General features: G+C 61.8%; 16 protein-coding genes. 5 read left to right on the top strand and 11 right to left on the bottom strand.

What is annotated here, in order from left to right; translation table 11 throughout:
• Positions 1-369 precede the first annotated feature (369 nt).
• Positions 370-696: a hypothetical protein gene (locus HWX22_RS25855; RefSeq protein ID WP_063553135.1), complete on the bottom strand. Its 327-nt coding sequence runs from the start codon at positions 694-696 to the stop codon at positions 370-372.
• Positions 697-3,250: 2,554 nt separating this feature from the next.
• Between HWX22_RS25855 and HWX22_RS25850 the strand changes: the two genes are divergently transcribed.
• Positions 3,251-4,567 (top strand): replication initiation protein, encoded by a 1,317-nt coding sequence (locus tag HWX22_RS25850; protein WP_175912160.1) that lies wholly within the window; start codon positions 3,251-3,253, stop codon positions 4,565-4,567.
• Between the two features lie 95 nt (positions 4,568-4,662).
• Here the strand turns inward: HWX22_RS25850 and HWX22_RS25845 are convergent, their stop codons facing one another.
• The 3 genes from HWX22_RS25845 to HWX22_RS25835 form a co-directional block, all read right to left on the bottom strand.
• Complete coding sequence (locus HWX22_RS25845; RefSeq protein ID WP_059820741.1) at positions 4,663-5,694, bottom strand: ParB/RepB/Spo0J family partition protein; 1,032 nt, start codon at positions 5,692-5,694, stop codon at positions 4,663-4,665.
• Positions 5,687-6,382, bottom strand: coding sequence for a ParA family protein (locus HWX22_RS25840; RefSeq protein WP_011879640.1), 696 nt, complete (start codon positions 6,380-6,382; stop codon positions 5,687-5,689). Before HWX22_RS25840 ends, HWX22_RS25845 begins: the two co-directional genes overlap by 8 nt.
• A gap of 1,773 nt (positions 6,383-8,155) precedes the next feature.
• Complete coding sequence (locus HWX22_RS25835; protein WP_175912180.1) at positions 8,156-9,283, bottom strand: MBL fold metallo-hydrolase; 1,128 nt, start codon at positions 9,281-9,283, stop codon at positions 8,156-8,158.
• A gap of 84 nt (positions 9,284-9,367) precedes the next feature.
• Here HWX22_RS25835 and HWX22_RS25830 point away from each other — a divergent pair, with 84 nt between their 5' ends.
• Together HWX22_RS25830 and HWX22_RS25825 are read left to right on the top strand one after the other, a co-directional pair.
• Positions 9,368-10,021 carry a TetR/AcrR family transcriptional regulator gene (locus tag HWX22_RS25830; protein WP_175912159.1) on the top strand — a complete coding sequence of 218 codons (654 nt, stop codon included), beginning with the start codon at positions 9,368-9,370 and terminating at the stop codon, positions 10,019-10,021.
• Between the two features lie 186 nt (positions 10,022-10,207).
• A complete protein-coding gene (locus tag HWX22_RS25825; RefSeq protein WP_059697429.1) occupies positions 10,208-10,699 on the top strand; it encodes an NAD(P)H-dependent oxidoreductase in 492 nt (163 codons plus the stop codon).
• Between the two features lie 177 nt (positions 10,700-10,876).
• On the opposite strand, the gene HWX22_RS25820 is transcribed toward HWX22_RS25825, so the two are convergent.
• Positions 10,877-11,461 carry a DUF2889 domain-containing protein gene (locus HWX22_RS25820; RefSeq protein ID WP_175916653.1) on the bottom strand — a complete coding sequence of 195 codons (585 nt, stop codon included), beginning with the start codon at positions 11,459-11,461 and terminating at the stop codon, positions 10,877-10,879.
• Between the two features lie 676 nt (positions 11,462-12,137).
• On the opposite strand from HWX22_RS25820, the gene HWX22_RS25815 reads away from it, so the two are divergent.
• On the top strand, positions 12,138-12,794 hold the full coding sequence (locus HWX22_RS25815; RefSeq protein ID WP_175912176.1) for a ProQ/FinO family protein: 657 nt from the start codon (positions 12,138-12,140) through the stop codon (positions 12,792-12,794).
• Between the two features lie 571 nt (positions 12,795-13,365).
• Entirely contained in the window at positions 13,366-14,427 is a 1,062-nt protein-coding gene (locus tag HWX22_RS25810) for a DMT family transporter (RefSeq protein WP_175916651.1), read from the top strand.
• A 114-nt stretch (positions 14,428-14,541) separates the two neighbouring features.
• Here the strand turns inward: HWX22_RS25810 and HWX22_RS25805 are convergent, their stop codons facing one another.
• From HWX22_RS25805 to HWX22_RS25780, 6 genes are all read right to left on the bottom strand, one after another.
• Positions 14,542-14,907, bottom strand: coding sequence for a bleomycin resistance protein (locus HWX22_RS25805; RefSeq protein ID WP_175912001.1), 366 nt, complete (start codon positions 14,905-14,907; stop codon positions 14,542-14,544).
• Between the two features lie 119 nt (positions 14,908-15,026).
• A complete protein-coding gene (locus HWX22_RS25800) occupies positions 15,027-15,617 on the bottom strand; it encodes a nitrogen fixation protein NifQ (RefSeq protein ID WP_175911999.1) in 591 nt (196 codons plus the stop codon).
• A 16-nt stretch (positions 15,618-15,633) separates the two neighbouring features.
• Positions 15,634-16,059 (bottom strand): TOBE domain-containing protein, encoded by a 426-nt coding sequence (locus HWX22_RS25795; RefSeq protein ID WP_175911998.1) that lies wholly within the window; start codon positions 16,057-16,059, stop codon positions 15,634-15,636.
• A gap of 179 nt (positions 16,060-16,238) precedes the next feature.
• A complete protein-coding gene (locus HWX22_RS25790) occupies positions 16,239-17,738 on the bottom strand; it encodes an efflux transporter outer membrane subunit (protein WP_175911996.1) in 1,500 nt (499 codons plus the stop codon).
• A complete protein-coding gene (locus HWX22_RS25785; RefSeq protein ID WP_175911994.1) occupies positions 17,735-18,688 on the bottom strand; it encodes an HlyD family secretion protein in 954 nt (317 codons plus the stop codon). The genes HWX22_RS25790 and HWX22_RS25785 overlap by 4 nt, the downstream gene beginning before the upstream one ends.
• 2 nt (positions 18,689-18,690) lie before the next feature.
• On the bottom strand, positions 18,691-18,903 hold the full coding sequence (locus HWX22_RS25780; protein ID WP_044849171.1) for a DUF1656 domain-containing protein: 213 nt from the start codon (positions 18,901-18,903) through the stop codon (positions 18,691-18,693).
• Positions 18,904-18,911 lie beyond the last annotated feature (8 nt).

The following is an 18,911-nucleotide window of genomic DNA, read 5'->3' as shown; positions in this document are numbered from 1 at the left end:
AGCCCTCGTCACGCCAGAAATCGATTCGCATACGTTCTTCAGGTTGAAGTTGTTGGTACGTTCTCTTTGCCATTCGCGGACATTACCGGATGGCGAGAGTGTTGCACTTCAGATTTGAGGCCGCCATCTTACGATCTGTTGTAATCCGTAGGATTCCTCTGAGACTGAACAAGCAGAATGGGGCGTGTCGCTCAAGGAGCGCAGGAAAACTAAACGCATCGAGTTGGCATTCACCTCACCAAGAAAAAAAGGATATCGAATCAATTTACTCGGATACCACGCCTCCATGGTGACCGGTCGCGCATCGCGTTTCGGCAGCAGAAAAGACAAACCCCGGCTCGCGCCGGGGTTTGTCTCGTGGGGGAACGCTTATTGGCTTGCGCCAGCGGCTTCGCCCGCCTTCTTCTGAGCGTTCTGCAGATTCTGCGGATAGTTCGGATCGTTGGCCGCCGGCTTGTAACCAGCGTCTTCGAGTTTCTTCAGTTCGGCGTTGTTCTTCGCACGCGCTGCCTTGTGTTCGGCTTTGCGTTTTGCCCGTGCTGCCTTGCGTGCTTCACGTTTCGCGGCTTTCGCATCCGATGCGGCGGATGCGGCCGGTGCGCTGGCGTCGGTCTGCGCGAACACCGGAGCGGCGGAGCCGAAGAGGAACGCGGCTGCCGTCGCAGCCAGCGTCAGTTTTTTGATCTGGATTCGCATCGCTGAACTCTCTTTTCTGATTGGTCACGGAGTGAAAGCACATCGAGATACCGCCCCTGCCCCTGGTCGGTCTTCATGTCGCGGTCAGGGCCTTTGCATCATAACCGCGTTGAAAAAAATGTGGCGCCATCATGCGTACATTGTTGGGAATACGCGTATGGGGCGTCGTATCGTCATGTGTTCCGCGCGCGTCCGCCCCGCGTTTCGCAGGGGCCAGGTGATGCATCGTGCTCGGGAATCACGCAACGTGCACGACCGCGGCAACCGTGTAACGAAGCGGATCGTTCCACCGATACGGTGCAGATTGCCGATGAGGATGAGATCGATTTCGGTGCTTTACGCACTCGCGCGACGCCGACTGTTTCACCCGTGGAATCTACTGCTCGCGCAACGCGATCGTCGCCTCACGAGCGGGATACGAGACGGAATCGCGAACCTGTGCGCCATGTTGTGATTCGCTGTCGCGCGAACGACGGTTCCTCCCATAAACGACCACGCTTCATTCTGTACCGAGCCTGCCGCATTCCCCGCACGTCGACACGATGCGAACGATCGGGTAACCGATCGTCGCACGCGTGGCTACCTGTTCGGTTCTATTCGTCGCCAGATGTGGGAGATGACGTTTGCGGGTTGAGACGACCTCCGCCGCTCAAGGTGAACGCTTCGATAGGCATTCGTTCACGATTGGCACGAGCACCACGCTAATGGTCGTATGAGCGAATGCGCGACGCTAGTCATCGTACCGACGTCGCGAAGAGTCTCGAGTCTATGCGGCAACGACGGCGACACATCAGGCGCTGCGCGCGTGCCTCACAGCTTTTTCATCGGGTGATCGCATCTGGTACGGGGGCGTCGCGTGCATGGTTTGTTCGTCCGACAGACGCCTTGTAGGTGAGCTTTTACAGGAGGCGGTAACTTCGGGCGGTGAGAATTTTCGGGATTCGAGCACGGGATCGATGAGGGTGAGCCATATTGATGGCGCCAGCTTCACGTTCGAGGCAGTTGCCAGGATTGTTGTTATCTAGCGGCGCGGTTGGCGTCTCGCTCGGCACAGCGATGGGTTTTCGTCGCGCCGGTCGAGACACAGTGGCAATTCCGATGCCGGTTCAAAGGTAGAAAACCGCGACGGAGAGTGACCGGTGCAAGAGCCAGCCCATTTCGTCTGTGCACGGGTCATCGAGCAGAAAGCCCCAGACAGACCAACACGTGACAGTCGAAGACTTTTCCACGGAAGCACCGACTCGAACGCTAAAAAAACCGCTTGAGAATGAATTCCGATGATTTCTCACTGCCATGACGAGAACCGGCGGCACTCCCTTGTTGGCCGCAGCGGCCGTAGTCTGCGGGTAATCCTGGATGGGAAACATACCGCTGGGGGCCATTTTTCGATCCCATAGATGGGAACCTGGGGACTGAAAGCGGGGATTTCCTCCCATAAGTTTCTACGTTTGAGTGTTTGTTAGTAGGTACTCACCTTCATGGGGAGCCTTGCCAGGCCTGGGACGCTTGCAAAATAAGGCCGAGATCGAGGGTTCCACAGGCCTTAGGCCCAGAATTGCTGTGCTCGTCGAGCCTCACAGGTTCGCTTTGGTAGCGGTTTATGGGGTTGCTTTTTCTGCACAGGCACACGTGTGTTTACATCTTTGGTAAACCACGTTTACTTCTTTAACTACTTTTAGACGGCTCACAGCCTTGTCTGGCAAGGGTTTGACAGGTGTTCGGTACCCATTTATGGGGGCACAGGCGGAAGGGTATGGGGTTTCAGGTCTGTGGATTTGGGGAATCGGGTACCGCGCTGTGGGAAATGGGGGTTGTGGATATGGGGCACGCGTAGCCTGCTATGGGATTTTGGCCCAAAAACGCCTCAGGTAACCTTTTATGGGGGGAATCTATTGGTACCCATTTATGGTGCGTCCTTGCTGATTCGTCTACGGTGGCGGGCACAGCATTTCATGTGGGGTTGCCGGTTATGGGATGGATTCCAGGTAGTCGTTTATGGGTGCCGTCGCGGACAGAATGATCTAGTCCTGCTTGTCCCCTCGGAACTGGGGTCCCATAAACAGTATCAGGCCGGCGGAAAGGTAACCTTCTGTGGGGAAATCCCAAGGTAGTCATTCATGGGAGGTATTTTCGGCTGCCGAGCGCAGATGAAGGCAAAACGCCGAGTTGGAGGATCGGGATAGGTAACCATTCATGGGATGTGCTAAAGGTAGTGTGTTATGGGGGAATGCAGACCGTGTTGCAGGGCACCACGAATCGGGTTCACCGATCCCGTTCTTCCGGATTATTTCCCATGAATGGCTACCTTCAATTGGGCAAGTCCCGTGCCGGATTCTGGCTACAGACCACACAGGTAGCAGGTTTTGGGAGCTGATTTTGGCGGAAAGGTATATGGATATGGGGTTCCGCACAAATCGTAAAAATGGAATTTTTCCTTTTAAGACGCGGTGTTATCGGCGATATTGGAAGTGATACTGGAGAAGAAGGCATTGCCCGATAACTCGAAAAGGTATAAAGTCCGCCATCAATACGGTCACCTTCTCCGGACATCACGATGCCGCGCAAGCCCGCAATCAAAGGCTCCGACAAGCAGGTTTCGCTATTTCAGACGCCCGAGCCCCCCGATCTGCTGCGCAAGGCGGTCCAGGCAATTCATATCGCTCCGAAGTCCGGAAAGATCGGCCTGCAGCAGCGCAAGATGTTCAGCTCGCTGATCAAGAACGCCCTTCGTCAGGAAGCGTTCGAACCCGGCCGGACCAGCTTCTCGATCTCGATCGCCGCGCTGTCGCATGAGAGCGGGTTGAACAGCAACAACACGAAGTATGTGAAGGATACGGTCAACTCGCTGATCAGTACCGTCGTCAACTGGGACTACCTTGCCGCGGATCGCTCGACGGTGTGGAAGGCGTCGGGCCTGCTCGCCGGCGCCGAGCTCGAGCAATCGGTGCTGAAGTACAGCTTCTCCGACCAGATTCGCAGCGAGCTACTCAATCCGGAAATCTACGCGCTCATCGATATGCGGATCGCGCGCGAGTTTCGGCGTTCGCACTCGCTTGCCCTTTGGGAAAACACGGTGCGCTACGAGGGGATCGGCATCACGGCAAAGATCCCGCTGCCGAAATTCCGCGACCTCATTCTCGGTCAGGACAAGGCGTCGCAGTCGTACAAGGAGTACAAGCTCTTCAAGAGCAAGGTCCTGGTGCCATGCATTCAGGAGGTGAACGAAGTTTCCGACCATACGCTCGAGCTGATCGAACACAAGTCAGGTCGCAGTGTGGAGGCCGTACAGTTCAAGGTGACGCGCAAGCAGAGCGCGGATACGGTCGAGGAAGGCGATGTCAAGAACGAAGCACTCGTTGACGAGGTCGCCAAGTTCGGCATCCCGCGTTCGGAAGCGCGCCGGTTGATCACGCAGTACGGTGTGCAGCGCATCAAGGCGGCGATCGCCTATACGCTCAATCGGACTACGAAGAAGAACGCAGCGCCGGTCGACAACGTGGCCGCGTATTTCCGCAAGGCGCTGACGCACGGCTATACGTTGGCCGACGGTCAGGGGACCGAAACGGCCGCGCCGACAAAGGAATCCGGGCAGAGCAAGCAGGAACAGATTCGCGACAAATACCTGGCGGCGAAGGTCGATGAAGCCGGCGCGTATTTCCGCGAGCTGGAGATCGACGACCAGACCAAGCTGATCGAGCGCTACAACGAAACGGTGGCCGGTTCGAAGGATCTCACGCTGTCGCCGAAGAAGAAGGCGAGTAAGCTGGCGCAAACCAGCTTCTTCCGATGGTTGGCGCTCGATACCTGGGGCGAACCGACCTCGGACGACTTGCTGGAATTCCTGCTGAAAAGCAGCCTCGCGACCAACTGATCAAGGCCTCGCAGCCTGGCATGCGCCGTGCACCGGACTTCATCCGGCCGCGCGGTGCCATGCAGGTGCGAGGCCTTTGCTTTGGACGCCTTCTCTTATTTTTGCGCGGCTACCGCCAGATCAGCGACGTATGCGTCGATCACGCTCTTGAGCCGGTCGGCGAGCGCTTCCTGGTGGGACGCATCGACTCCCTTCAGTTGCAGATCCAGACGCCCGTCCGGATAGGTCTTCAACTGGCCGATCGCGCGGGATTCGAGCGCGAAATCGTGGCGAACGCTGTAACGCGTGCGCCCGGTCTTCTTGTTGCCGTCGCTCTGTGCGCGTAGGAAATTCTCGAGGTCGCGCACGGACTTTTTCCGGTCGATCACCGCCGTGAGCAGACGGTCGGCAGCCGGTTCGCCCAGGCGCTCGAAAATTAGTTTCAGGAAGTACGCGGCCTGCAGCCCGACCACATCGTTCGCGCTGGCCATCCGTTCGAGCAGTGTGTTCGGCAGTGCGTTCAGCGACAGTGTCTTGCTGATCGATGCCTTGTCCTTGCCGATCTTCTCCGCGAGCGTGTTCTGGTCGGGGAATACCTTTTCGTCGAGGAGACGCTTCCATGCGACTGCATCGTCGAAGATGGTCTGGCGTTCGTGGTCGTGGTTGGCGCGATACGCGATCGTGTAGAGCTGCTCGGGCGTGTGGTCCGTGCGAAACGTCGCGTTGATCGTCTCGTCGCCGTTGATGCTCGTCGCGCGCAAGCGGCGTTGCCCGTCGATCACGACGAGCTTGCCGGGAAATTCCGGAAGACGCGTAACCTTGATCGGCTCGATCTGCCCTTCCCGCTTCAGCGTCAGTGCGAGTTCGTGCAGGCTCGACTCGGAATAGAACACGCGCGGGTTGAACGGGTTCGGGATGCAGTCCTTGACCGCAACCTTCTGCGGCGCGCCGAGATCGAGCGCGTCGGATGGGGGGACGGCGGTCGAGATGACGGGGGTTGTGGCTTCGACGGGAGGATTCGACGCGGGCGTCGGCTCGGGCAGGCGCGTTTCCAGCGCTGCGTTTTCCTGTGCGAGCCCGCGCAGCAAGCCTGCTGCGAGATGCAGGTTGCCAGTCGGCTTCTTGTCTTTCGATGTGTCCTTAGCCATGAGCGGCTCCCGTAGCGCGCGTCGACGCGATGTATTGGGCCATTTCGGTGACCAGTCTCTCGATTTCCGCGCGGGCTTCCTTTAGTCCCTTCAGGTATCGATTGTGATGATGGATCGTGGTGCCGAGGGCAAATGTCTGCCGGTAGACCTCGCGCTGCGCAATCTGACTGTCGAGCAGATGCTCCCCTATTTCTTCAGCCTTTAGAATTTTTAAAATTTCTTCTCGCATTTTAGTTTTTCCATTGACGCTATTCAGCATCAGCGCGGAAGACAAATTCGGGTTACGAACGGCACGCATCGATTCGATCATACGAATCATCGCGACGGTGCTGTACAGGTCGGCCGGCGATGGCGACAGCGGCACGAGGCAGAAGTCGGCGACTTCGAGCACGGATGCGATGCGAGGGTCTTCGAGGTTGCCGGGACAATCGACGACGATCACATCGAAATTTGCATCCTGCTTCTTGATCTCGCCGCCGATGCCACGGCCGGCGGGGGCCAACGACAGAACTGTCATCGGCAGCGTGTTTTCGCCGCTCGTCACCCATCTGACCGATGTGCCTTGAGGGTCGGCATCGATCAAGGCGACCTTGTTGCCACCCGCCTCGAAGGCTGCAGCGATATTGACGGAGATGGTGGTCTTTCCAGTACCACCTTTTTGATTACTGACGGCGATCTTGAAAGCCATTAAATTCCTCCAAGGAGTTTTCGTAATATATGCAGATATTACGAAAAAGTCCAGAAAAGTATTGGATGGACAGAAGGATTTTCGGATAGATGTTGTTGTCACGTGACAAGCTAATCAAATGGCTAGAAAGTTACTTGTAATTCGAACGCGAATGAGAAATAAAACATATGACATTCCATTCGAGATGTAAGGTGCTAATGACTTCAGCGTCGATAGTGACCATGGGTCACAGTGCTGATCCCGGATGCGGTCTCGCCATCGTTGGAAATTCCGGCGCAAGTTGGCAATCGGCTTGTGAACCGCTCTGGGCTGCGTCGGGATCTAAAGTTGTCACGTGACAGCCGATTTGGCGGGTTAGAACCTCAATTCTGCTGGGTGGGAAGCATGCAGACACGACGCGCGATGGTAATGCCGACAATTTCTTCTTCCTCGATTCTCGTTGTGGCGCCCTGCATTCATATACGACGACTGGCACTGGCACTGATGCGGGTTGTTACGTGACAACGCACCCAAGCGTTGATTTTTGGGCACACATCTCTTGCCTTAGCGTAACCACTGTAGACGGTACGGGTACGAAGAAATCCGTGCAATATATGAGTTGGTCGTGTTCGATTGGGTCCAGGTCACTTATGCGCAAACCATCGGGTTGTTGTCACGTGACAACCGTTATGGATGGATGCCGGAGTGGGGGTCTCGACACTGATGCCGCATCTTCGGTGTCGCCCTATGAGGAGGTGCTGGATTAGCCGGGGATGTGTCAGCGATCGATGCTGGTCGAGCCGGTTGATGTCTTGGGTAGGCATGCCCGCGCCGCGCGTGTCTCTATCCTGCGGAGGCACACTAATTCTGACGATATGATATGGCCCCAATAAAAGAGGCGATTCGACATCCAGAGGCAACGACGATGACATAGGGTAGGGGCGGGACAGATATCGCATCTTGTTGTGTTGGCCGCCACTCCGACGGTCGAGGGCGTCAGCATTGCGTCACGCGTTCTCGATGGGCTTTGGGGCGCAAATTCCTGGGCGTCGGCGAGGAGAGAGGGCGCAAATTAGCAGAGCGTGAAACAATTCCGAAAAAAGGTGGGCATTCGGAAACCCTTGTCTAGCAATGGGTTGCGCCACTTTCTTCACGTTGTTTCACGCCAAACGAGCGCGCGCGACGGGTGAAATAGGGGCGCATGAATTTGACGTGCGTTATCGTGCCTAGGTGATGATGAACCACACAACGCTGTGTTAAATAAAACGTGTTTTGTGGTATATGATACAAATCTCTTGGGTCGACACGCAGTTCGATCGGCCTATTGGCGATCCAAGACATCGCGTGGATCGACCAGCAGGGACTTGCTAGGTGTTGCGAGTTCTATATCGCTAGTTGTCACGTGACAACGCGCTGCGGCGACGGTGCCGGATCGCAAGCCTGTCGGCATCGGGGAAATTGAAGCGGGCGTCTGGTCGATATTGCATTTGCGACGCGCACGCAGGCGGCGTTGAGCGAAGGCGGATTCTGTAGACGGCCTCGGACGCCCGTTTCCTATGCGTCTTGCCGGTGTCCATCACAATGCCACTGAAGGAGAATCTACAGACTTTGCGTCAAGAGGATGAAGCGCATCGCCACCGGTGGTGTATCTCCCACTTCTCCGGATGTCTGCTAGCGGGGGCGACTAATCATCGTCACCGACGATCGCCCAAAGAGTCCGCTACTAAGTCGCATACCACAACGAAAATTCACCGCCGCGGCGTTCCCGTCCAGAAACCGCCGCGGCCAACGAACCTACTTCGTCGCCTGCGATGCGCACAGCTGCTGCCACCGGCGCGTCTTCGTTGCGGAAGCCTTTGCTGGCTCATCGACCGTTCGCCACCAACGTTCGCCGCGATGCGGTGCATCCAGATTGAGTCGCTCGCCCATCCTGGGCGTCGATAGCTCGACGCCGCGCACCATTGCCAACGCGGTGACGCGCTCGAACGGCTCCTGCCAACGGTGCATCGCGAGATCGAACGTGCCGTTGTGAATCGGCATCAGCGTGCGCCCGCGCAGGTCGATGTGCGCTTGCACGGTTTCTTCCGGCTGCATGTGCACGTAGGGCCATTGCGGGTCGTATGCCCCGGTCTCGATCAGCGTCACGTCGAAGGGCCCAAGCCGTTCGCCGATTGTCCGGAAACCGTCAAAGTAGCCGGTATCGCCGCTGAAGAACACCCGCAGGTCGTCGTCGACGATGACCCACGACGCCCATAGCGTGCTGTTGCCGTCAAACAAGCTGCGCCCGGAGAAGTGCTGTGCCGGTGTCGCGGTCAGCGTCAGGCCATCGACTTCGACACTTTGCCACCAGTCGAGCTGGCGTACCTTTTTTGCGTCGATACCCCATTCGATCAGGCGGTCGCCGACGCCCAACGTCGTGACGAACACGCCGGTGGCGGCTGCAAGCGCGAGCACCGTGTCACGGTCGAGGTGATCGTAGTGATCGTGCGACAGAAGCACGCCACGCAACGGCGGGAGGTCCGCGAGCGCGATCGGCGACGCATGGAAGCGCTTCGGGCCGATGCGCCGGAACGGCGATGCGCGTTCGGCAAATACGGGATCGGTCAGCCAGAATTCGCCGCGCAGTTTCAACAGCAGCGTCGAGTGCCCTAGCCGATACAGGCTGCGGTCGGGGGCTGCGTCGAGTTGTTCGCGAGTCAGTGAATCGATGGGCAATGCGCCTGTCGGAACCGTGTTGCGTGGTTTGTTGACGAGCATGTTCCATGCAATGCCGAGCGTTTTACCGAAGCCTTCGACCGGTCGTGGTGCAACGTTGCTGAAGCGTTCGCCGTTGTGCTGCGGCGACTCACCGGACAGGGTGCGGCCACGCCTGGCGGCGGCGAAACCTAACATGCGATGAAGAAATACGAGAGGCGAAGCCATGTCGATTCGTCCGGAAAATAAAGTACACCGAACAGTGTAGTTTATCTCTGCAAAAAGTAAACTATGGGGTGTAAAATTTTTCGAATGAATACGAGCACTTCCCCTCAACGGCTGACCGACCGAAAGCGTGCGGCAATACTCGCCGCGGCGATCGACGAATTCCTCGCGGCCGGCTACGACGCGACCAGCATGGATCGCATCGCTGCTCGCGCAGACGTGTCGAAGCGCACCGTCTATAACCATTTCCCAAGCAAGGAAGCATTGTTCGCGGCGATCCTGCATCAGCTGTGGGACGCAACGCTGACCGCCGGCGCGCCGGCCTACTGCGCCGACGTCCCGCTGCGCGATCAACTGATCGCGCTGCTGGGCCGCAAGTTGCGGTTGCTGAACGACGAAGCGTTTCTTGCACTCGCCCGCGTCGCGATCGGTGCGGCCATCCATTCGCCGGAGCGCGCGCGCGACATGGTCGAACGCATGGGCGAGCGCGAAGAAGACGTGACGGTCTGGATTCGTGCTGCCGCGGCGGCTGGCCGGTTGTCGGTGACCGATCCCGTATTTGCCGCGCATCAACTGCACGGGATCGTGAAAGCGTTCGCGTTCTGGCCGCAAGTGACGATGGGCCAGCCGCCGCTCGGCGTGCAGGAACAACAGAAGGTCGCGGAAACGGCTGCCGACATGTTTCTTGCGTACTACGCGCGCGCGGATCACGCCGGTGTGTCACGTACAGTGCAAGACTGACCGCGCGTCGCGCGATGCGGAATAGTCGCGTCGATATCTGCAACGCGAGCCTCATCCTCCGCCTCGAGGAAAGCGCCATTCGACAACCGGCGAACGCAGGCACCGTTACACACGTCGACGTAGCCGGATTGAGCCGTACCGACGCATGCGGCAGGCGCAAATGAAACCGAACGCGAGCGAAAACCGATGAAGACGCTGTTGATCGTCTACCACACGATGACCGGAGGCACGCAGCAAATGGCCGAAGCGGCCGCAGCTGCTGCGCGCGCGCAACCCGGCGTCGACGTCAGGTTGCAGCGTGCGGATGCGACCAGCGCCGACGACGTGCTCGCCGCCGACGCCTACCTGTTCGCGACGCCGGAAAATCTCGCCGCGATGTCCGGGCTGATGAAGGATTTCTTCGATCGCTGTTACTACGCAGCGCTCGATCGCGTGAACGGTCGCCCGTATGCGGCGATGATCTGCGCGGGCAGTGACGGACAGAACGCGCTGCGTCAGATCGACCGGATCGCAACCGGATGGCGGCTCAGGAACGTGTCGCCGGGTCTGATTATCTGCACCCATGCGCAAACGCCGGAGCGGATCCTCGCGCCGAAGACGATTGGCAGCGAGGATCTCGCGCGCTGCGCGGAGATCGGCGCGGGGCTCGCTGCGGGTCTTGCACTCGGCGTGTTCTGATTGCCGGCGATCAAGTCGGCCGAAGCGGAGCTGCGGCAGCGCGCAACGACCCGAGCGCGACGCCTGCCGTCTGGCGCCGATTGCAGCGAATTCCCGAAACGCGCATTTTGCGCGAGACATCGCTCGTGCGAATCGCATTGCCGTTTGCGACAGCTGCACCCGTGGATTGTCGATACCTTAGTCAGCCTTTGTCGACACTGGCGGCCGATGGTATTCGGGCCACAGGCTTTTCACGAGATCGCGTGAAGCGCCATACGCATGGCAGCTGTCGATCTTGAGTGGTTTCCCGTCGTCGCCTCGCGAATTCAGCGACGACGGGCGCGCGCCGACCGTCGTCTGATAGGCCGCGGTCGCGACAGGACCGAGAATTTCCTTCAGATGTATGCACGTGTCACACGACGGCAGACGCTTGCGGACCTCGCTGTTCCACCCGGCACCGATGCGCAGTCCGACGAGCGCCTGCAGCGTGTCGCCGCCGCCCGGACACTGCGCATAAGGATGCGACCTGATGAACGTGGATATCGCGCGCACGATCATGTCGGTGTCGAAGACCAGCGTTACGCCGAGATCGTGAATCGGCGCCAGCGCCGCGATGGTGCGCGTGCCGCGGGGCGGCGTGAAATCGCTCGTCTTGCGGTCCGCGAGACAGGCCGTGACTTCGAACAGACCGTCGCTGCGCCGATAGCCGCGCATGTCGATCTGCCGATAGTGAATCTCTTCGCGCGTGATGCCGTCGTGCGGGAGGTCGTGTCGGGGATTCATGTATTCGCTCCGTGTCGTACGGCCGGGGTCATTTTGCATTCGACCGCGATGTCGTCGGCTGAACAGCGCGTCGTGAAGCCGGCCACGGCGAACCGCCGACGCTGTCGATCCGGCCAATACTACGCACGTTCCGATGCCGGCATGCGCTCGACGATCGATGCGGTCGCAACTAATAGCCTGACGGCAGAGATCGATGCACACTCGCCACGCCACGCTCATCGTATGCGAAAGCCCGGTCTTTCGGACGATGCGAATCGGCAGAATCTGACGTCTTCGCTATCCGTACGATTGCTCGCCATTTCGTACTGTGGAATAACCGATGCATCGCATGACTGGCGCACTGAAGCCGAAAGACCCGTAACGACACTACGTAACGCGAGTCTCGATCCACCGCGAAAACGCCGCCATAATGCGCAACACGACCGCGCGGACGCATTGCCTTTCCATCGGATCCGTCAAATGCGAACCGGTGAGTCAACCGACTGCCGCGCGTACCGGTATACTTCCACTCCTGCCTTTATCCGGCATCGTGGCCGGGTGCCTGAAACAGTGGTGGTGGCGATGCGGCCCCGCAATGATCCGCGTCGGTGGCAGACGAGCCGCAGGCGATGCGGCGAACGCCGATGTGCGGAATGGCTGCACGAACCACACCTTATATTCCTGGTGGATTGAATTTATGGGTTTTGAACAACTTGCCGAATTGCGGGCGCAGCTCGCAGCAAAGGCCAAGCAGGAGCGCAACGCGAAGCGACCGGCTACGCAACCGGACGCAGGCGCGAAGCCGAAGTCCGGCGACCGGCCCGCTCGTGGGGCCAAATCGGGTGCCGGGGCCAAAGCGTCGTCCGGCGCGAAGCCCGCTTCGGCGAAGCCGTCGACGCCGGTCGATCCGGTCATCGTCGCGATCGGCAAACTGCAGCGCCGCTTCCCGCGCGCATTCCCCAAGAATCCGGCTCCGAAGGTGCCGCTGAAGGTCGGTATCTGGGACGACCTCGCTCGCGAGGCGCAAGCTGTCGGCCTGAGCGAGGCCGAGCTGCGCGAGGCGATGTCCACGTGGTGCCGCGGCAATCGTTACTGGTCGTGTCTCGTCGAAGACGCGGTGCGGGTTGATCTGCAAGGTAACGAAGCGGGGCGCGTGACGCACGACGACGCGGCGCGTGCGCGCCGGCTGAAGTCGCGCCGTCCGGGCAACAAGGGCGGCGCGCAAGCGGCGAAGGGCGCACCGCAGCAGCCGAAGGTGGAAGCGCAGGCTGCTGCCGCGCCGCAGCCGGCGACCGCGGAAGCACCGGCCGACGCAGCACCGCAGCCCGAGCAACAAACGGCCGCGACCGAGTAACACGCGATGTGTCACTGCGCGACCGCGCGGTGACGGCCTGCCTGCACCACGCATGCAGCGCACACATGACAGACCGACCTGTCCTCCGGGGCAGGTCGGGACTGCCTCCGCTGGCGGCACAGCCAGTCAGCCTCACCCAATCCTCATCGAACTGCCAATCGTGACCCATGTCCACATCGCTCATGTTTCGTCACGATAATTCGTTTTCCTAATGTAATCGGATTTCAGATGAAACCCCGGATGCGCTCCCACACGAATTTATCGCACGTGGGCCGCAGCACAAACGCGAAGTGCGGCCATATTCGAAAGACCGCAGGGTGATGTCCGGACGCACCGCGCGGCCGCCCGCCCGTCAGTTGGCGACCAGTCACACACACGCGATAATCTCCCCGGCACGAATCGTCGGGCCGGCGCGTTGCCGGTAGCGCATGACGCGACAGCTACCTGAAAGCCGGCGCAATTCGTCCGACATTCCCCAAAATTGAAAGGCACCGGCAAGGCGTACGCGTCACCGCGTCACACGAAGCTTGCCGATTCCATACGCACAACGCTCAAACGCAAAGACCGCATCATGAATCCGAGACATTCCGCGATTCTCGTCGCGCTCACGGCTGCCGCGCTGTTCGGCGCGGCGACGCCGCTCGCCAAGGCGCTGATTGGCGCGATGTCGCCGTTCATGGTCGCCGGCCTGTTCTATCTTGGTAGCGGAATCGGCCTCGGCGTCGGAATCCTGTTGCGCGGGCTGCGCCGCCGCCGCGCGCCGGCCGAGAACGCCGCGCCGCTGCAACGCTCGGACCTGCCGTGGCTCGCCGGCGCGATCGCGGCCGGCGGCGTCGCGGGTCCGGCGCTGCTGATGCTCGGACTGTCGAGCACACCGGCTGCGACAAGTGCGCTGCTGCTCAATCTCGAAGGCGTGCTGACGGCGGTCATCGCGTGGGTCGTGTTTCGCGAGAACGTGGATCTTCAGGTGTTTCTCGGCATGGTCGCGATCGTCGCCGGCGGCACGCTGCTGTCGTGGGGCCCGGGGCGCGCGGGCGCGCCGGTCGGCGCGTTGCTGATTGCCGGCGCATGCCTGTGCTGGGCGATCGACAACAACCTGACCCGCAAGGTCGCCGCGAACGATGCGATGGTCATCGCATGCGCGAAGGGCCTGGTCGCCGGGCCCGTGAACATCGGTATCGCGCTCGCGACCGGCGCGGCGCTGCCCGCCATTCCGGCCGCGGCCGCCGCGATGCTGACCGGCCTCGGCGGCTACGGGATCAGTCTCGTGTTGTTCGTCGTGGCGCTGCGCCATCTCGGCAGTGCGCGCACGGGCGCGTATTTTTCGGTGGCGCCGCTGTTCGGCGTCGTGCTGTCGCTGCTGATCTGGCCGGCGCTGCCGTCCGTCACGTTCTGGATCGCGGCCGCGTTGATGGCGCTCGGCATCTGGCTGCACGTGCGCGAACGGCACGAACACGAGCACGCGCATGAACGACTCGAGCATACGCATCGGCATCGGCACGACGAACATCATCAGCACACGCACGATTTTCCGTATGACGGTGATGAACCGCACACGCATCCGCACGTGCACTTGCCGATCACGCACAGTCACGCGCATTTCCCGGACATTCATCACCGCCATCGGCACTGATTGCGCGGCAAAGGAGAACGACGCGCGCGGCGTGCAATGCGCATCGCAAAGTAGCTGTTTATGGGGACGTTATCGGGTGCCCGCGGGGGCGCATCGACGTCGTTCGATTGCGACTCAGTCTTCCATCTGAATCAACCGGATCAATGACCCGTCCGGGTCGATCAGCGCGCCGACGGTGCCGCCCCATGCCTCGCGCTTCGGCCGATGCGCGCGTGGCCAGCCGGTCGTCTGTTCCGGAATGCCGGCGGCGAGCACATCGTCGCAAAACGCACCGACGTCGCCGAGCCGGAAACAGCAGCTGAACCAGCTCGTGGCCGGGTCGAGACCGGGATGCGGAAAGAATTCGAGCAGCAGATCACCGCGTCTCAGGATCATCCAGCCGTCATCGCGCCAAGTTTCGACGAACCCGAGCTTCGCGTAGAACAGCGACGTGGCTTCGAAATCGCGCGACGGCAGATTGGGACTCGCAAAGTCGGTCAAGGCTGGTTCTCCAGTGAGCGTTGCGGTCGAACGAACGCGCGGGAAAACGCGCGGACGGGATGTCGCGCATCATCGGTCAAACGATGCGCACCGACAAGCTGCGCATGCCGCCGTCGCGATTATCGCCCCGGGGGGAAGCAGAATCCGAAATCCTCGCAGCCCGGGCATCCGGGCGCGGGCCCGGGCGGCCGGCCGAGCGATGCGGCCACTTCCTGCGCGAGGAATTTCTTCCAGCGCAGCTGCGCGACATTGCGTGCGGCAAGCGCGGGGAAATAGCGATCGAGCATCGCGGTTACCGCGTCGCGTCCGTCAAGGCCAAGATCGCGCCACAGGTGATCGGGGCGCAGGCACGCATGCGCGATGATTGCAGCGACGCAGTCGGCGTCGTCGTGCGCGACGGCGGGATATGCATCCCGCATCAGCAGCGCGTGCAGCGTCTCGACGAATTGCGCGTGCGCGGCCGGCAGCGGTGCGACGGTGGCCGTCGGCGCGAGCGCCGACGCATCGGCGGAACTTAGGCGCGGAAACTGGCGGGCAAGCAGGCCGTTCAACCGGGCGGGAGACAGGCCGAGCAGCGCGAGCTCGTTGCGGCATGCGCGTGCCGCAATGAGTTCACCGAACAGACGTGCATCCGGAGAATCGGTATCGGCCGCGCCGGACAGCAGCGCTTGCAATATGCGTCGATGCGCATGCTCGAGCGCGGACGTCATTGCAATCACCGGAGGATCACTCGACCCCGACGATCACGCTCGACGCCTTGAAGATCGCGGACGCGGCCTTGCCGCTTGCGAGGCCGAGACGATCGACGCTGTCGTTGGTGACGATCGCGACGATCTCGGCGCCGCCTGCCGCCTTGATCACGACTTCCGAATTGACCGCGCCCTTCGCGATCGATGACACGGTGCCCGCGACGCAGTTGCGCGCCGACACCTTGCTGCCGTCGACGTCGACCATCACGATCACCGACGATGCCTTGACGAGCGCGAAGGCCTTCGCGCCGGCCGCGAGGCCGAGCGATGCGACGCTGCCGTGCGTGATCACGGCGACGATGTCGAGGCCGTCCTGGGTACGCAGCGTGATTTCGTCGTTGACGGCACCGGGCTTGACGGCGCTGATCTGGCCGGCGAATTGATTACGGGCGCTGGTGCGCATGATGACTCTCCAGGAAAGGGGCCGCCCGGCGGGCGGCGAGCGAACGGCGGAAACTGCGGACGAGTTTACCGGCATTGCAGGTGAAGCGCGACGTCGGCATCGACATACCGGACATGCGAAACGGCGCACGATGCTGCGCGACAGCAGGTGTCTCGTGCACGCCGTGCCGCCCCGCGCGCTTACTTCGCAGCGGCCGACGCAGCAGCCGGCGCGCCCGCCGCCGACGTCTGCCGCACCGCCGCGGCCGTTATATCGCCTTCCCAACCGCCGCCGAGCGCAAGGAACAACTTCACCTGGTCGGCGGCGACCTGACCTTCGGCCGCGGCGACCTGCGCGCGCACGCTCGTCAGCGTGCGCGTCGCATCGAGATCCGAAATGAACGACTCGCGGCCGGCCGTATACAGCCGGTGCGTTTCGTCGGCGGAACTGCGCGCCGATTCGTAGGCCGTGCGAAGCGCATCGGTGCGCTGCACGTCGGCCGCGTAGGTCGCGAGGCTCGACTGCGTTTCACGCAGCGCATTCAGTACGACACCGTCGAAGTGAGCGAGCGCGCCGCCGGTCGCCGCCTCGGCTTCGCGCACGCGCGCGCGCTGGCCGTTGACCGGGAACGACCAGCTGATCAGCGGTCCGAACGACCAGCGATTCGTGGTGGACGAGAACAGATCGGCGGCGACGCCGACCGAACCGGCGGACGCGCCGATGCTGATCGACGGATACAGCGCGGCGGTCGCGACGCCGATCCGTGCGGTCGAGGCGGCGAGCTGACGCTCGGCTTCGCGAACGTCGGGACGGCGACGCAGCAGCGCTGCGCCGTCGCCGATCGGAATCGGCTGGCGCAGCTTCGGCAGGCGCTCGCATTCGGCGACCGCCTTCGGCAGGTCCGCGGGCGAACGCGCGAGCAGCGCGGCGAGCTGGTATTGCGCGATCTTGCGGCGGCCTTCGAAGCGCGGGATGTCGGCCGCGAGCGTGCGTACCTGCGTGACGCCGCGCGTGACGTCGGTCTGGTTGCCGCGTCCCGCGTCGCGCAGGCGTTGCGACAGCTTCACGCGCTGCTGCTGCAGCGCGAGCGACTGCTTCGCGATCGCGAGATCGTCACCGGCGGAGCACGATTCGACGTATGCACGCACGACGTCCGCGACGACGGTGATGCGCGCGAGGTCGGCGGCCGCTTGCACGGCTTCGCTGTCCGCGCGCGCGGCCTCGACGCCGCGCCGCAGCTTGCCGAACAGATCGAGCTCGTATGACACGCTGATGCCGACCGCGCCTTCGTTCACGACCGGCAACTTGTTTTCGAGCAGATATTGCTCGGCCGATTCCTGCGCGCGCTGCACGGCTGCTTCCGCGCTCCCGGAGAAGCCGCCCTGTTCGTTCGCGACTTCCAGCGCCGCGCGCGAACGTGCGAGGTTGGCCGCGGCGACGCGCAGGTCGGTGTTCGATTTCAGCGCACTGCGCACGAGTTCGTCGAGCACGGGATCGTCGTACAGCTGCCACCAGTTGCCGGGCACTGCGTCGCGCGACACGAGCGCGCCGTTCGCGTCGTCGAGCGCATGATTTGCGAGCGGTGCATTCACGTATGCCTGCTGCGGCAGCTTGTAGTCGGGGCCGACGGATTTGCACGCGCCGAGTGCGAGCGCGAGCGGCGCGAGTGCCGCCGCGAGGCGCAGGCCGTGCCGCTTCATTGCGATGCTCCCGTCGCGCTGACGGCCGCGGGTGCGGATGCCGCGGACGCGCCTGCGGCCGACTTCGCATTGTCATCGCGGCGCGTGTCGGTTCGCACCGCGACGGTCGCGGTGCGGCCGGCGATCATCCGGAAGTCGTCGGGCACCTCGTCGAGCACGACGCGCACCGGCACGCGCTGCGCGAGCCGCACCCAGCTGAATGCGGGGTTCACGTTCGGCAGCAGGTTCGCGCCCTGCGTGCGGTCGCGATCCTCGATTGCGGCGACGATGCTCTGTACGTGGCCGCGCAGCGGATGCGGCTCGCCCATCACGACGATGTCGACCGGCTGGCCGATACCGATGCCGCGCAGCTTGGTTTCCTCGAAGTAGCCGTCGACGCGGAACGAATTGCGATCGACGACTGACAGCACCGCGCGGCCGGCCGGCACGTATTCGCCGACGCGCGGCGCGCGATCGTTCAGGTAGCCGTCGACGGGGCTCACGATCGTCGTGCGCTGCAAATTGAGCTTTGCGGTGTCGAGCGACACCTGTGCATCGGCGGCGGCAGCTTCGCCCTGTTCGACGCGCGTGCGGCTTTCCTCGACCTGCTCGCTGGCGACCAGGTTGCCGAGCTGCAGGTTGCGCGCATATTCGCGCTTCGCCTGAGCGAGCGTCGCGCGGCGCTGCGCGAGCGTCGCTTCGGCCAGCCGCTCCGCGAGCGTGTAGCGGGCCTGGTCGATCACGAACAGCACCTGGCCGCGCTTCACCTCCTGGTTGTCGGCGACCTGCACCGCGGTGATGAGCCCCGACACGTCGGGCGCGACCTGAATCACGTCGGCGCGCACATGGCCGTCGCGTGTCCACGGCGAGAACATGTAGTAGTTGATGATCCGCCACAGTACGAGGGCGGCCACGACGACGACGATCAGGGTGAGCAGGATCTGCCCTGCCGAGAGCCAGGTTTTTTTCACGGTTAGCTAGCCACGAGATGGTGAGACACGATGACGACTGCGGCAAGCACGAACACGTATATGCCGAGGTCGAAGATCGAACGGTGCCAGACGAGGCGGTAAAAGCCGACGCGTTCGAGCAGCGCGCGCACGACGATGTTGATCAGATAGGCGATCAGCATCAGCACGAGCGGAGCCGGCACGAATACGCCGAAGATGTCGATTTCGCCGATCATGGTCGCGG

Origin of the sequence: Burkholderia sp. BCC1638 (assembly GCF_902833195.1) — a bacterium.
GTDB classification, from domain to species: domain Bacteria; phylum Pseudomonadota; class Gammaproteobacteria; order Burkholderiales; family Burkholderiaceae; genus Burkholderia; species Burkholderia diffusa.
The sequence above is the reverse complement of the archived record's forward strand: the minus strand, read 5'-3'. Positions and strand labels throughout refer to the sequence as shown.